We start from the raw sequence: 12980 nt of genomic DNA, 5'->3' as shown, positions 1-12980 counted from the left end.
GCACAATGGACGCGCCATTCTGGAAAACCAAGACGCTCGAGGCGATGACGCCGGCCGAGTGGGAATCGCTCTGCGACGGCTGCGGCAAATGCTGCCTGTCGAAGCTCGAGGACGAGGACACCGGCGAAATCTACTGGACAAGCGTCGGCTGCAGGCTGTTCGACGCCGAAAGCTGCCGTTGCGCCGACTATGCCAACCGGCTGGCGCGCGTTCCCGATTGTGTCGGGCTGACGCCGCAGAATGTGCGCACGATCACCTGGCTGCCCAGGACCTGCGCCTACCGGCTGGTGGCGGAGGGGCATGATCTCTACTGGTGGCACAGGCTGGTTTCGGGAAGTGCCGAGACCGTGCACGAAGCCGGCATCTCGATCCGCGGCCGGGTCAAGGCCACGGAGACCGACCTGGCCGAGCCGGACGATTATTTCGACTATATGCTCGACGACGAGCCCTGACACGATTTTTGCCGCAAAGCGGTAGCAAATACCACGCGCCGACCCGGCTTCGCCCGGAACCGGCAAGGCGATCGGGCGTTTGAGTTTCGATCGCCAACCGATGATTTGCCACATGAACCGAAGATGAATGGACGGTTCGCAAAGAGTTCAGACTGGCAAGCGCATTGTTCCCCCATCGGTTCACGAGGACGGGCGAGAGCCCGCAACAAGGAGAGAAAGACATGTTCAACATCAAGACGGCAGCCCTTTCGGCTCTGGTCGGTCTCGGCACGCTGGCCGCCATCCCGGTCACTGCCCATGCCGATAGCATCTATCTCGGCTTCGGCAACAACAATGAACCTCGCATCGGTGTCTACAGCGGGGATGAAGATGGCTATCGCCGTCAACGCGACTGGCGCCGCCGTGGCTGTTCGCCGGACCGCGCCCTCGACAAGGCCGAGCGCATGGGCCTGCACCGTGTCCGCATCGCCGATATCAGCCGCCGCACCGTGAAAGTTGCGGGCCGCCAGTATGGCGACCGCGTGGTGGTCGTGTTCGCCAACGAGCGCGGTTGCCCGGTCATCTATCGCTAGGTTCCGGCCGAAGATCGGCTTGGGCATGATCTTCTGCGAAGATCAGCCTTGAAGCACGATCTTCTACGAAAGATCTGCGAAGATCAGCCTTGAGTAGCAGAGCCCCTTTCCGTGAGAACGGACGGGCGCGGCTCAAAAAACCCCGGAGGATCAGTCCCCCGGGGTTTTTCATGTCTTGCACCGATCCGAACTGATCAGCCCGCGACCTGGCCACCACGGATCAGGCGGGGTCGGGTGGCGCTCACTTCAGCTCGAAGGTGACGGTGACCTGCACCGCATAGGAATTTTCGCCGGCCTGCACCGGAACCGCCGCGCCCGCGGCATCGAAGGCCTTGGCGTTGATCGGCATCGGTGGCGGGGCGATGTTCTGGTCGGTGATCTCCAGCACCCGCCCGATGCTGACGCCCGCGGCTTCAGCCAGGGTCTTGGCCTTGGTCACGGCGTTGGCGACCGCCTTCTTGCGGGCCTCGGTCACGGCGGCGGACGGATCCTCGTTGGAGAAGGCGATGCCGCCGCCCTGGTTGACACCGAGCGACACCGCCTTGTCGAGGATATCGCCGGTCTTGTCGATGTCGCGGATACGCACCGACAGCGTGTTGGTCACCTGGTAGGCGACGAGCTCGGCCTCTTGGCTGCCGTCCGGCTTGTTGGTGTAGTTGTAGCGCGGGTTGATCTGGATGCCGGCCGTCTGCAGGTCGCGATCCTTGATGCCGGCCGATTTCATCGCCGCGATCACCGCGGCCATGGCACCGTTGTTGGCATCGAGTGCGGCGCGCGCCGTCTTGGCCTCGCGCATGACGCTGAGCGTCAGCAGCGCCAGATCGGGCGCCGCGGTCGCCTGGCCTTCGCCCGATACGATGATGCGGGGCGCAGGCTGCGAATCGGCGGCGCCGGCCATCGCCGGAAAAGCAAGCGCGGCGGCGAGCGCCAAGGGCATGAGTGTCAGCGGCAAAAGATGTCTGGTCATCAAAATCTCCTCGGTCTGCGATCCAGTCGCATCTGGCAACTAGGGCGCGAATATGGGCTGATTTGGGCGATCGCGGCCAGCCCGCCCGGAAAGCCTTGTGCCGGCCGGGGAAAAACACTAATCCAGCCGCGTGGGGCCTGTAGCTCAATGGTTAGAGCCGGCGGCTCATAACCGCTTGGTTGGGGGTTCGAGTCCCTCCGGGCCCACCATTATCGTTATTTATCAATGACTTAGCGCCATTTCCGCCCTTCGGTTAGCCAAGCCCCGGTGGCGAACCTCCGCGCATCGCTTTGATTTTGTTGACTTACGGTGGGCCGCTGAGGACTGTCGGTTGCAACGGAGGCGGAATGCACCGCAGGCGCCAAGAGGCGCGCTGAGATCAAAAGCTCGATCGCGATGGGGTCTGAAGCTTCCCTTGGCTAGCGGTCCACTAGCGCGCGGCTTGCATCGATTGGCGGGGCAAAGATTGGCTGCTTGCTAGTGCGGACCTCTTGAGTGTCTGTTTGGAATGACCGCAATGGGGCCGGAAGCAGACGGGCAGCTTTGAGGCTCGGATTTTTAGAAGCGGACCTTCAGGCTCGTCGCGCGCATCGACTTGATCTGACCCGAACCGGTCATTGCCACTGCACGACGGCAGCGTCGCTAAAGCGTGAAAAAGCGAACATCTGGAAAGTCCGCTTCCGGCCCGCCGAAATTGTGCCACGATCCCATTTTCAGGGAACTGGGTCTTCAGGCATCCAGGCCGATCGCTGGCCAAACCATCGACCAAACATTGGAGTGGGTGGCGATGCTTCCCCCGGAAAGTCACTTCCGCAGTGTCGCTATAGATTCCTCGAGCAACTTGATTGCTTCAGCTCGGCTATCGCTATCCAGGGTGGCGACATCAACCTCAAGCCGAAGTCCCTTCTGGATGTGGCGAACCACTCCGGCGCCACTGGGTTGATCGTCGCGGATGCCAAGCACCCGATAGGATGGCACGAGATGTGAGAAGCCCTTGATGGCCAAGGGCGGCAGTTCTTCAGCCTCTATTTCATCTTTGACGAGTGCATAGGTTTCATGCGCCAGCAGAATGCCTCCCAGATCGGCATGTGCCTGAAGGCGCGACGCAAGATTCACTTCGCCGCCAATAATCGTGTAGTCCATCCGATCCTCACTGCCGAAATTGCCGACAGTGCAGTAGCCGGTATTGATGCCCATGCGGAGATGGAACGGCAGTTCGGCGCCAGCGTTGGCCCATTCTGCGTGCAGCCCCTGCATCCGCCTCTGCATTGCGATCGCCATCCTGACGCATGCAAGCGCATCTTCCTTGGTGCCCTTTGACTCGGGATCGCCGAAAAACGCCAAGATAGCGTCGCCAATGTACTTGTCGACCGTTGCGCCGTGCTCTAGCGCGATCTTCGCCATCTCGGTCAGATAATGATTGAGCAATCCCGTCAATTCTTCTGACTCGAGCTTGTCGGTCGTTGCGGTAAAATCAGCGATGTCCGAAAAAAACACCGTGAGCTTCTTTCGCTTCGATGATATCTCGACATTCTGCCTGCCCGAGAAGATGGACGCGTAAACCTGCGGAGAAAGATATTTCGACAGCTTGCTGGACAAGGATTCGAGCATCCGGTTTTGCTCGCCCACACGTTTGCTCGCCTCCTCTGCTAGCTGCTTGGCCGCCTCCGTTGCCATGTGCAGCCGGGCGTTCTCCAATGCGATCGAGGCGAGTTGTCCGAAACGCTTCAACAGCTCGACCTCTTCCTCACCGAATTCGAGAGCGGAAGCGTCGTCATACGCAATTCCAAGCACTCCGACGACCATCTCGCCAGACTTGAGTGGCACGCCCATGATTGCCCTGATAGTCACGTCCAGCTGAGCCGCCGCGGCGGCGCGCCCAGACCAGTTTTGATAATCATTGATCAGAAGCGCTTCCCCTGTATGCCAAACCGCACCAGCCACTCCCTCACTCCTGCTTAGCTTCTGTCCGATGTGGGTTGTGTACACGCCCACCCCGACCATACGTTCGAGAGCCTCACCCGACTCGTCAACGAGATAAACGTAGCCATGCTCAGTCCCGAGCAATTGAGCAGCTCGAGCCGTGAGGTCCGATAAAAGTTCTGCGAGGTCCAGCCTAGCGATAAGGCCGAGCGACGTGTCGTGCAAGGCACCGAGATAATCGCTTTGACGGCGAAATCGCCGGGCCAGATTCTCCTGCTCCTTGCGACGGTTCTCCAGATCTCCGAGATTCGCACCCAGCTGCACGGTCATGCTGTTGAACGTCGTTGCCAGTGTTCCGATCTCGTCTCCAGATTCGATCTGCGCGCGCGCCGCAAGATCGCCCCTGCGCACCCGATCAGCCACATTCGTCAATCGCTGCACGGGTCCGGCAATACTCTCTCGAAATATCAAGCCAAGGAGCAACCCCAGCAGGACCGCCGCTGCGCCGACGGACAGTATTATCCTTTGTGCTCCTTCGAGCTGGTCCCTCCCGCTCCCAAGATCGATCTGCAGGCGCCGCTGCTCCTGGGTGGCAACCTTGTCCAATAGTGCAAGCATTCTTTCGGCAATCGGGACAGCTTGCGTGCGGAAAAGATAAAGATCCTCACGGGCATGCTCGCCTTCCACCGCCTCGAACATTCGAGCTGGAAGCTCCAGGAAAGCGGCGCGGCTTTTGGTGATCTTTTCGATCAATGCATTCTGGTTGGGCGAAAGTACTGTGCTGCTCTTGGCGATGTCGGACCATGCCGTTTCGTTGATGGTCAGGTTGGCTTCGTACTCGTATTTGAAACTGTCCCTTCCGGTTGTCACGTAGCCGCGCAATCCGGCTACCATTGCGTAAAAAGAGCTCTGAAACGACGCCAACTCGACGAGAAGCGCCGTGTTTGCTGGGCTTGGCTCCTTGTTTTGCTGGGCCAGCATCACCCCCTTGGCCGACGCCACGATATTGCCGATGAGCGGGTTGGCATCCATCACAAGAATCTTGAGCGCCGGCTCTCTGCGCAGCTGATCATCGCGCAAGTCGAAGAGTTGCTCGGGCAGTGGTTGCCATGCCGAGAATTGCTCGCCGATTTCCTGCATGCCCAGCTCAGCACTGCTGCTCCCGGTGATGGCCACCGACTCGCCTTTTGCGTGCAACAGAACGTCTAGTTCATGCATGTCAGACAGGAACGCTTCATTGGCCGAGCGGTAGCCGTCCCGATAAGATTCATCGCCCAGGGCCAGGTAGCCCCTGACTTCGCCCAGCATGCGCAGCAGATTCGCTTGCGCCCGTGCCGATGCAACCGCGCTCGGTGCGCTCAAATTCGTCGTTCTGTTTATGTTGAGGACGGCTTCTATGCTGCCCAGATAGTTCAACCCGACGACGAGCAGCATCAACGCAACAAGAATACCAAAGCCAACGGTCAGCTTTCCGCCAATGTTGAGCTTTCGTAAGGCCGGCGCGACAGCTTGAGTCAGCTTCTGCCAGGGGGCAAGGTACACTGGGTGACTCTTTGCAATCACCGGATCCTCAGAGGTCATGCCCTCTACCTCCTCCGGGCGCGGCTGCTCACTTCTTACGATGCCAGTTCGCGATATTCCACGTTTCGGCATCCCAAGGCGTGGGATCGTAGCCGACAATATCGTTACCCAAGCCTGAAACATACGCCCACTCGACCAGCGGAACGACCGCGGCGTCGCTGATCAACAGATCGTTCATCGCAACGAAGAGTCGGCGGCGTTTCTCCGGATCGACCTCGGTCGCCGACGCCTGGAACAGCGCATCGTAGTCAGCGTTGCAATAGCGGGCCCAATTCGACCCCGACCAGTTGTTCTGCTTCTGGGCGGCTTCGGCGCAGGTCCAGCCGACCATGTAGCTGCCAGGGTCAGGGCTCTTGCCTCCATAGGCAAATTCCTCGATGTCGGAATAAAAATGTCGCCTGGTGTTGGTATTATCCGGGGTCGATCCCAGGAAAATGCTGGAGTCGATCAACTTGCTTTCCATCCGAACTCCAATCGCTGCGAGGTCAACCTTGATAATTTCCTGGGTTGCCTCGCGCACCGTGTTCAGACTCGTCTGAAACGCCAACGTCAGCGGGACACCACCCTTGTCGCGCATGGTGTCGCCGTCGCTGTCCCGCCAGCCAGCCTCATCGAGCAACGCGCGAGCCTTGTCCAGATTGAATTCCCATTTCGTATTTTGCGAAACGAAGGGAGCCGGCGCCACCAGGAGGTTAGCCGAGGGGCGGCCGGTTCTACCGTAAAGCTCGGCAATTTTCTGGCGGTCGATCGCGGCGGCCAGGGCCTGCCGGACACGCCTGTCAGTCAAGATCGGATGAGGGAACTGCGTGCTCGAGCGTTCACCATCGGCCGTCTCCCTGCCGGGATCGGTGAAGTTGAGCATGACGCGCTCAACATAGGACCCCCAGTACAGGAAGACCTTCCCGACGCCTTTGGTTTCAAGCCTTTCTAGATCGGCCTCGCCCACCTGGAGGTTCCAAGCGTAGTCGACGATCCCTTCGCTCAAGACGGCATTGGCCGCGGTTCTGGCGTCGCCTCCGCCTTGCAGCGTCACCTCCTTGAATTCCAGGCCGTCACGATCGCGATATTCCGGGTTTGGCTCGAAGATAATCTTGACCGTGTTGACGACATCTTCGCCAATGAGCAGAACATCCTCCGTGCGGAATTCCTTGAGGCGGTAAGGGCCCGTACCTACCGGCGCTAGGTTGACTGGAGCGTCGGCGGCGTTCTTGTTGTTGTATGGAGCAAATACGTGTTCCGAGATAATCATCCCCTGCACGCCGACAAAGGGAAGTGACCATGCGGGATTGACGTTCTTGAACGTGACCTTCACCGTCAGGTCGTCAAGCGCTTCGACCTTCTCGACCGACTTGTACGACCCGGCGCTCGACGAACCTACGTCCTTGTCGACGATATAGGCGTAAGTGAACAGGACATCCTTCGCCGTGAAGGGTACGCCGTCGGACCATTTGACATCCGGCCTGAGCTTCCACGTCACCGACCTACCGTCGGGAGCGACCTGCCCATTCTCGATCGACGGAATCTCGGCAGCCAGAAAGGGAACCAGGTTGCCCCCGATATCAAAACTCGCCAGCGGCTCATAGACTATGCGACTGGCAGTCTGATCCTTGATGCCGGGTGCCAAATGCGGGTTGAGGGTGCTCGGCGCTTGCCACAACAACAATCTCAGCGTTTCGTTGCTCAACTCCGCCGGCAGTGCATGTTGGGGGACATTGACAAGGAGAGCCGCGACTATCGCCAAGAACAACGCGCGTATCGAATTCAACGCGTGCGGCGACGCTACCCGCTGCTGGGATACTTCTTGCATTTGCTCCTCCCACCCTAATGGCTTCCAGCCGCAGTTCTGAAGCCGCCTGCAGGCCCCTTCCTTACTCCCCCACGGCGCAAGTTGATCCCAATGCGAGCTCTTGGCAACATCAATTGAGGCTGCACCTGAAGCCCACTCGAATGCGGTAGTTCGCCGGCAGGAGGAAGAGTGGCAGCTCTTGGCGCAACTGGGCCGTTTCGAAAGCCACGGCTCGGCGCCACCCCCCGGAGCTGGCGTCTGTTGCGGTCCAGCAGCCGGGCATGCAGCGGCCCCCATGCGCCAGCGGCCGATACTGCCTGTGCGCGCTATCCGGGCGATTAGCGGTCAGGGCGGATGGACTTTGATGTCGCCGTAGGATGCCCCAGTCGGACGCTCGCAACGTGCTCCAGCGCCCAGCGAGCCTCTCCCCGTGGAGGGACCAGACCTTCAGCGACGCGACGCTGTGAGAGGTGGGGGGAGACGGTTAGCATCCGCTTTTGCGCCATGACGAAGCGTTGCGGCAGGCAATAACCGAGAAGCCGATCGTCGCCGAGGGCAATCGCTCAGATGACGAGTAACGTGATTGGCGCCGGCACACGATGGTAGGGTAGCGCCCGGGGAACACGTCGCATCCGAAGTCGCATAGTCTGCGAATGGGATCTTGATCGCTCATAGCTCGCCCGCAATGGCCAACTGACGTCGTCGTGGGCCTCAGTGGTTTTGAACGGCCGAGATGGATTCTTAGGCAGGGCAGGGTTCACCGTGGGATTTTCGGATCGGTCGGGGCCGGATCGTGCTCGACGATTCTCTACTCGCAGAGAAGCGACCTCGCTGCGGCGGCGGCCACCGGAGGCGAAAGCGGTGAGCAGTAGAGTGGCCTTGCCCCTGCTGCAGCCAAAAAGCCAAGCCTGCAAAGCGTCCTCTTTATCGCTGCGGAGATTGTATACAAAAACAAAGAAAGATGTTGACAATCTTGTGATCTAGGTTTCCCCTAGGGTATCCGCGCAGCCGACGAGCAAAACACAAAGCGCGATAACCAGAAGGGGAAATGCCAGAATGATCAACCGACGCTCGACTCTCAAATCGATGGTGCTTGGCGCCGTCTCCGCTCTCGCTATGACCGCCGCGGGCATGCCGTCCGCGCAGGCCCAGAACAAGGAACTCAAGATCGGTTTCGTTGGCGTCACCAGTGGTCCGGCTGCCGCCTGGGGCACCTCGAACGTGCGTTCAATGCAGACGCGCGCCGCCTGGATCAACGAGACTGGCGGCGTCAAGATCGGTGACGCCACCTACGACATCAACATCGTCACCTTCGACGATCAGAAAGACCCTAAGCGCGCCATCGCCGGCATGGAGAAGATGGCGCAGGAAGGCATCCACTATGTTGTTGGGCCGAATGTCGATGACGGTGCTGCCGCCGTGCGTCCGGTCGCCGAGGCCAACGGCATCATCTATTTCCCTTACGCCTTCCCGAAGTCGCTCTACGAGAAGCCTGCTTCGAATGCCGTGCTCGGCATGATCGCCAACTATCAGTCTGGCCCGGCGATCTACAAATACCTCAAGGAAAACAAGGGCGTGAAGACGATAGCCTTCGTCGCCGCCAATGAATCGGATCCGTTGAGCCAGCGCGACGGCGGCGTCGAGGCGGCCAAGGCGCTCGGCCTCGAGATCGTCGCCCAGAACGACACTTACCAGAACGATACCCGCGACTTCACGCCGGTGCTCACGCCGATCGTTGCACTGAAGCCCGACCTGCTGGTGCTGTCCGGCGTCGCGCCAGCCAACGCGCCGTTGCTCATCCGTGCCGCCCGAGAGCTTGGTTTCGAGGGCCTGATCTCGACCGAAACGGCGCAGGACGCCAAGGTTCTGGAGGAAGGCGCCGGCGAGTACGCCAACGGCTTCATCTCCGTCGGTGGCGCCTCCACGCCGGAGATCGCCTCGGACGCGATGAAGGAATTCGTCGATCGCTACACCAAGATGTTCGGCGAATACAATGACGAGTCCAACACAAAGGTCTACGCGCTCGAATACATCATCGAAACGCTGAAGGCCAACCCGGCTGCGATCGACAATGTCGATGAGTTCAAGAAGACCATCGACACCTTCTCGGCGCCCAACCCCTACCTGAATGGCGACGCCAAGCTGAGCTATGTCGGCACGACCTCCTTCGGCCAGAAGCGCCAGCTCGCGGTGCCCATGGTGGTCAACGAGTACAAGGACGGCGCCTTCCAGACCCTCTTCGTCGGCACGGTCGACTAGGGTTAGGTTCCAGCGGTTATTTCCTCCCGCGTTGCCGGGGGCCCGGGGCATGTTTCCGGGTCCCTCGGAAGATCGAAGGCGTCCATGGAACAGGTCATTGCTAACGGATTCTACCTCGGCGCCCAATATGCGCTGATCGCATTGGGGCTCACACTCATCTTCGCCTTGATGAATGTCCTCAACTTTGCCCACGGGCAGATGTATGTGCTGGGCGGCTTCATCACCTACACAATATACGGCCAGCTCGGGCTGCCCTTCGTGGTCGCCCTGCTGGCGTCCGGCGTCACTCTCGCCGTCATCGGCGCGCTGATGGAGAAATATCTTTTCCGAACCGTCATCAAGCGAAGTCTGCGCGAGGAAAGCACAATGCTGCTGGCAGCTGCGACGGCCTTCTTCTTCGACGCCGTCATCCTGCTCATCTTCGGCGAAAAGCAGCGCGGCGTACCCAAGATCGTCAAAGGCGTTTTCAACGAGGGCGGCATCATCATGCCCTATGACCGTATGGTCGTCGGCGTGCTCGCACTGGTCTTCATTGCGGCCTTCGTCCTCTACATGCAGTACAGCAGGGTCGGGCGAGCCATGCGGGCGCTGGCCCAGGATCGGGTCGCCGCGCAATTGATGGGCGTCCACGTCGACCGCTATTCGATGATCGGCTTCGCCATGGGCGCCATGCTGGCCGGCATCGTCGGCGGCCTTTTGGTCACCATCACCGGCGTCAATTCCGGCATCGGTGGGCCGATCTCGATCAAGGCCTTCATGATGGTGATGATCGGCGGTGCCGGCGTCGTCGGCGGTGCGATCGCCGGCGGCTTCATCCTCGGTATGATGGAGTCAGTCGGCCTCACCATGCTGCGCGAATATGGCGACGTCACTTACCTCGTCATCTTCGCCGCGCTGATGGTGTTCCTCTCAATCCGCCCCAACGGGCTGATGGGCAAGCCGTGGGGTTGATGGTGCCATGACGCGTAGCATGAAAATCGCCTCGGTTGCCGCCTTTCTGGCGATCGTCTTCGTCGCCGTGCCGGTTCTGATCTCGACGAGCGGTCGGACTGACCTTTTTTATACGTTCACCTCGGTGGCGCTGCTCAGCATCGCCAGTGCCGGCGTGTGGCTTACCTTCTACATCGGCCGGATTAACATCGGCCAAGGCGCCTATGCGCTGATGGGTGGCTACGTCTCGGCCATACTTGTGGTGACCCATGGCTGGTCGTTCTGGCCGACGCTGCCGGTCGCCGGTCTGTTCTGCGCGGCGGCAAGCGTCCTTATCGGCCTGCCGATCCTGCGCCTGCGCGGCGTCTACTTCGCCATGGTGACACTGGTGCTGACCGAGGTCGCGCGGCTTCTGGCTCTGGCGCTGCCGATCACCAACGGTGCCAAGGGCATGGTCAGCATCCCGCTGCCCGGGGCGCTGTCGGCCTTCGGCCTCACCATCATCCCGGATTTCGCCACCTTGCATAATCCTCGGCTGGCTTTCTACCTACTGGCGGTCGCGCTCATGGTGGTCTGCTTCGCGGTGGTGTACCGGCTGGTTCATTCGCGCGTCGGGAAGCTCTGCCAGTCGCTCCAGCAGAACGAGGAGCTGGCCTCGTCGATCGGCGTCAGCATCGCCTATCTGCGCGTCATCGCCTATGCCGTCTCGTCCTTCTTTGGCGGCGTAGCCGGCGCGATCTTCGCGGCCATCTCGCAGTCGATCTATCCGTCGAGCTTCACGGTCATCGACTCTGTCAATTTCATGCTGAACTGCTTCCTCGGCGGGCTCGGCTACGTATTCGGACCGATGCTCGGCACGCTGGTGCTCTATTTCGGCTGGGACCTCCTGTTCCAGACCGGCCGGTTTCAGCTGCTGATCTACTCGACCTTGATGATCGTGCTGATGCTGTTCTTGCCCAATGGGCTACTCAGCCTCGCCGCCACGACCCGGAAGAAGGGGTGAGCCATGGCCGATCTGCTCGAAGTCTCGGCTCTGACGAAACGCTTCGGCGGTCTCGTCGCGGTCAACAATATTTCCTTCTCGGTGCGCGAGAAGGAGATTCTGTCGGTCATCGGTCCCAACGGAGCCGGCAAGTCCACACTTTTCAAGCTGATCTCGTCGTTCCTCAGGCCGACATCGGGCGAAGTGCGCTTAAAGGGTGAGCGCATCTCCGACCTCGCGCCGCACATCGCCGCGCGCAAAGGCGTCGTCCGGACGTTTCAGGAAACGACGATCTTTAGGAACATGAGTGTGCGCGAGAACGTCATCATCGCACACCATCTGCGCTCCACGGCGAGCCTGCTCGGCTTCTTCCTCGGCACCGGCGCGGCCAAGGCCGACGAGGCAGCCTTCGGCATGTCGGCCGACGAGATTCTGGCGCTGCTTGGCCTCTCGTCGCTCGCCGGCGAGACCGCCCGAAACTTGCCGCATGGTCACTTGCGGGCCCTCGGCATTGCCATTGGCCTCGCCACGAACCCGTCGATCCTGCTGCTTGACGAGCCTTTCGCCGGGATGAACCACGAAGAGACGATGAGAATGGTGGCGATGGTTAGACGGTTGCGCGAGCTCGGCCTCACCATCCTTCTGGTCGAGCACGACATGCCTGCCGTCATGAAGATTTCTGATCGCATCGTCGTCTTGAATTTCGGCGAGAAGATCGCAGAGGGAACGCCGGCGGAAATCCAGAATAACGACAAGGTGATCGAGGCTTATCTCGGCAGCGAAGACGAGGCTATCGGCCTATGAACCAGATCCTGAAATTCGCTAATGTCGAACTCTACTACGATCACGTCTACGCGCTGAAAGGCGTATCGCTGGAGGTCAACGAGGGCGAGACTGTCGCGCTGATCGGCGCCAACGGCGCCGGTAAGTCATCGATCCTTCGCGCCATCACCGGCCTGCGCAAGATCAAGTCCGGCGAGATCCACTACAGCGGCCGACGCATCGACGGTGCCGCCCCCGATGCCATCGTCAAGATGGGCATCGCCATGGTGCCGGAGGGACGCCGCGTCTTCCCCTACATGTCGGTCAAGGACAATCTGCTCATGGGCGCCTTCACCCGCTCCGACAAGGCCGAGGTCGCCGCCTCGCTGGAGATGGTGCTCGGCCGCTTCCCCCGCCTCAAGGAGCGATATTCGCAAGCCGCCGGTACGATGAGCGGCGGCGAGCAGCAGATGCTGGTAATCGGCCGCGCGTTGATGGCCAAGCCGCGCCTGCTGCTGCTCGACGAGCCGTCGCTGGGCGTCGCGCCGAAGCTCGTCCAGGACATTGCCCGCTCGATCGTAGCGATCAATCGCGACGAGAAGGTCAGCGTTCTGCTGGTCGAGCAGAACTCCCGCATGGCGCTGCGCATTTCCCAACGCGCCTATGCTCTGACGACCGGCAGCGTCGCGCTGAATGGGAACTCCGCTGATTTGCTGACCGACGAACGGGTCAAGCATCTTTATCTCGGCGGCGAGATTTGAGGCTG

Annotated in this window: 10 protein-coding genes and 1 tRNA gene; 8 read left to right on the top strand and 3 right to left on the bottom strand. The window is 60.5% G+C overall.

Going from position 1 to position 12980, the window contains the following annotated elements; genetic code table 11:
- Positions 1 to 5: 5 nt before the first annotated feature.
- Both ACSQ3Z_RS19565 and ACSQ3Z_RS19560 read left to right on the top strand, forming a co-directional pair.
- A complete protein-coding gene (locus ACSQ3Z_RS19565; protein WP_436173944.1) occupies positions 6 to 452 on the top strand; it encodes a YcgN family cysteine cluster protein in 447 nt (148 codons plus the stop codon).
- 221 nt (positions 453 to 673) lie between these two features.
- On the top strand, positions 674 to 1024 hold the full coding sequence (locus tag ACSQ3Z_RS19560; RefSeq protein WP_436172940.1) for a hypothetical protein: 351 nt from the start codon (positions 674 to 676) through the stop codon (positions 1022 to 1024).
- 241 nt (positions 1025 to 1265) lie between these two features.
- Here the strand turns inward: ACSQ3Z_RS19560 and ACSQ3Z_RS19555 are convergent, their stop codons facing one another.
- On the bottom strand, positions 1266 to 1991 hold the full coding sequence (locus tag ACSQ3Z_RS19555; protein WP_436172939.1) for an SIMPL domain-containing protein: 726 nt from the start codon (positions 1989 to 1991) through the stop codon (positions 1266 to 1268).
- Between the two features lie 133 nt (positions 1992 to 2124).
- Between ACSQ3Z_RS19555 and ACSQ3Z_RS19550 the strand changes: the two genes are divergently transcribed.
- A tRNA-Ile gene (locus ACSQ3Z_RS19550) sits at positions 2125 to 2200 on the top strand.
- Between the two features lie 595 nt (positions 2201 to 2795).
- On the opposite strand, the gene ACSQ3Z_RS19545 is transcribed toward ACSQ3Z_RS19550, so the two are convergent.
- On the bottom strand, positions 2796 to 5495 hold the full coding sequence (locus tag ACSQ3Z_RS19545) for an adenylate/guanylate cyclase domain-containing protein (RefSeq protein ID WP_436172938.1): 2700 nt from the start codon (positions 5493 to 5495) through the stop codon (positions 2796 to 2798).
- A gap of 28 nt (positions 5496 to 5523) precedes the next feature.
- The gene (locus tag ACSQ3Z_RS19540) at positions 5524 to 7302 is read right to left on the bottom strand and encodes a peptide ABC transporter substrate-binding protein (RefSeq protein WP_436172937.1); all 1779 of its coding nucleotides are present in this window, start codon (positions 7300 to 7302) and stop codon (positions 5524 to 5526) included.
- 1035 nt (positions 7303 to 8337) lie between these two features.
- Between ACSQ3Z_RS19540 and ACSQ3Z_RS19535 the strand changes: the two genes are divergently transcribed.
- From ACSQ3Z_RS19535 to ACSQ3Z_RS19515, 5 genes are all read left to right on the top strand, one after another.
- Positions 8338 to 9540 (top strand): ABC transporter substrate-binding protein, encoded by a 1203-nt coding sequence (locus tag ACSQ3Z_RS19535; protein WP_436172936.1) that lies wholly within the window; start codon positions 8338 to 8340, stop codon positions 9538 to 9540.
- 84 nt (positions 9541 to 9624) lie between these two features.
- Positions 9625 to 10491, top strand: a complete 867-nt coding sequence (locus ACSQ3Z_RS19530) for a branched-chain amino acid ABC transporter permease (RefSeq protein WP_436172935.1) — start codon at positions 9625 to 9627, stop codon at positions 10489 to 10491.
- 19 nt (positions 10492 to 10510) lie between these two features.
- A complete protein-coding gene (locus ACSQ3Z_RS19525; protein WP_436172934.1) occupies positions 10511 to 11473 on the top strand; it encodes a branched-chain amino acid ABC transporter permease in 963 nt (320 codons plus the stop codon).
- A gap of 3 nt (positions 11474 to 11476) precedes the next feature.
- Positions 11477 to 12256: an ABC transporter ATP-binding protein gene (locus ACSQ3Z_RS19520; RefSeq protein ID WP_436172933.1), complete on the top strand. Its 780-nt coding sequence runs from the start codon at positions 11477 to 11479 to the stop codon at positions 12254 to 12256.
- On the top strand, positions 12253 to 12975 hold the full coding sequence (locus ACSQ3Z_RS19515) for an ABC transporter ATP-binding protein (RefSeq protein WP_436172932.1): 723 nt from the start codon (positions 12253 to 12255) through the stop codon (positions 12973 to 12975). Before ACSQ3Z_RS19520 ends, ACSQ3Z_RS19515 begins: the two co-directional genes overlap by 4 nt.
- Positions 12976 to 12980: the final 5 nt, after the last annotated feature.

The sequence above is a fragment of the Mesorhizobium sp. LjNodule214 genome (assembly GCF_964252735.1).
Taxonomy (GTDB): domain Bacteria; phylum Pseudomonadota; class Alphaproteobacteria; order Rhizobiales; family Rhizobiaceae; genus Mesorhizobium.
Note: the sequence above shows the minus strand (reverse complement) of the source record. Positions and strands in the feature narration are given on the sequence as shown.

Bases quoted from the DNA above. Each gene is read 5' to 3' on its own strand.
- ACSQ3Z_RS19525 (WP_436172934.1), top strand. From the start codon at position 10,511: ATGAAAATCGCCTCGGTTGCCGCCTTTCTGGCGATCGTCTTCGTCGCC.
- ACSQ3Z_RS19530 (WP_436172935.1), top strand. From the start codon at position 9,625: ATGGAACAGGTCATTGCTAACGGATTCTACCTCGGCGCCCAATATGCG.
- ACSQ3Z_RS19515 (WP_436172932.1), top strand. From the start codon at position 12,253: ATGAACCAGATCCTGAAATTCGCTAATGTCGAACTCTACTACGATCAC.
- ACSQ3Z_RS19555 (WP_436172939.1), bottom strand. From the start codon at position 1,991: ATGACCAGACATCTTTTGCCGCTGACACTCATGCCCTTGGCGCTCGCC.
- ACSQ3Z_RS19565 (WP_436173944.1), top strand. From the start codon at position 6: ATGGACGCGCCATTCTGGAAAACCAAGACGCTCGAGGCGATGACGCCG.
- ACSQ3Z_RS19545 (WP_436172938.1), bottom strand. From the start codon at position 5,495: ATGACCTCTGAGGATCCGGTGATTGCAAAGAGTCACCCAGTGTACCTT.
- ACSQ3Z_RS19520 (WP_436172933.1), top strand. From the start codon at position 11,477: ATGGCCGATCTGCTCGAAGTCTCGGCTCTGACGAAACGCTTCGGCGGT.
- ACSQ3Z_RS19540 (WP_436172937.1), bottom strand. From the start codon at position 7,302: ATGCAAGAAGTATCCCAGCAGCGGGTAGCGTCGCCGCACGCGTTGAAT.
- ACSQ3Z_RS19535 (WP_436172936.1), top strand. From the start codon at position 8,338: ATGATCAACCGACGCTCGACTCTCAAATCGATGGTGCTTGGCGCCGTC.
- ACSQ3Z_RS19560 (WP_436172940.1), top strand. From the start codon at position 674: ATGTTCAACATCAAGACGGCAGCCCTTTCGGCTCTGGTCGGTCTCGGC.